Origin of the sequence: Streptomyces montanus, assembly GCF_005786655.1 — a bacterium.
Classification (GTDB): Bacteria; Actinomycetota; Actinomycetes; order Streptomycetales; family Streptomycetaceae; genus Streptomyces; species Streptomyces sporangiiformans.
The window spans coordinates 1-767 of the sequence record NZ_VBZC01000159.1 but is presented as its reverse complement, the minus strand read 5'-3'; the positions used below and the strand labels follow the sequence as shown (position 1 = coordinate 767).

1 protein-coding gene is annotated in these 767 nt (G+C 75.6%); it reads left to right on the top strand.

All coding sequences use genetic code 11. The annotated features are described in order from the left end of the window. Positions 1-738, top strand: a 738-nt coding sequence (locus FE633_RS46900) for a PucR family transcriptional regulator (RefSeq protein ID WP_171060419.1), incomplete at its 5' end; no start/stop codon positions are given. Positions 739-767 lie beyond the last annotated feature (29 nt).

The following is a 767-nucleotide window of genomic DNA, read 5'->3' as shown; positions in this document are numbered from 1 at the left end:
CCGACCGCGCGGGGGCGGTCCGGGGGCGGGGCCGCGGCGGCAACGGAGGCGTGGGCCGACGGCGGTGCCGATCTGCTGGGCGCGCTCGCGGAGGTCGCCGAGGCCGCGGCCGCGCGGTCGGGGGAGGCCGTGCTGGTCGTGCCCGACGGGGAGCGGCTTGTGGTGTTGGCCGCGGACCGGGGCGCGGTGGTTTCGTCCTGTACCCAGTACGCGGAGGCGCTCGGTGGGGCTGGGGGCGCCGGGGGCGCCGGGGGCGCGGGGAGTGCCGGGGGTGTGCGGGGGGCCGCTGAGCAGGGCGTGGACGAGGACGGGCTGGTGGTGGGGCTTTCCGCTCCCGCCGGGCCGATTGCCGCCGCGTCCGCCTATAAGCAGGCCGAGCAGGCGCTGTCGGTTGCCCGCCGGCGGGGACGGGTGCTGGTGGAGCACGAGGAGCTGGCCGCGGGGTCTGTGGTGCCGTTGCTCGCGGATGACGCGGTGCGGGCGTTTGCGGACGGGTTGCTGCGGGCGCTGTACGAGCATGACGCCACCGGGCGCGGGGACCTGGTCGCTTCGTTGCGGGCCTGGTTGTCCCGGCACGGGCAGTGGGACGCTGCCGCGGCTGATCTTGGAGTGCACCGGCATACGTTGCGGTATCGGATGCGGCGGGTCGAGGAGATCCTGGGGCGGTCGTTGGACGATCCGGATGTGCGGATGGAGTTGTGGCTGGCGTTGAAGGCGATGGGTGTGGCGGGGGAGTGAGGAGTGGGGGGTGGGGGTGGGGGGTGGGG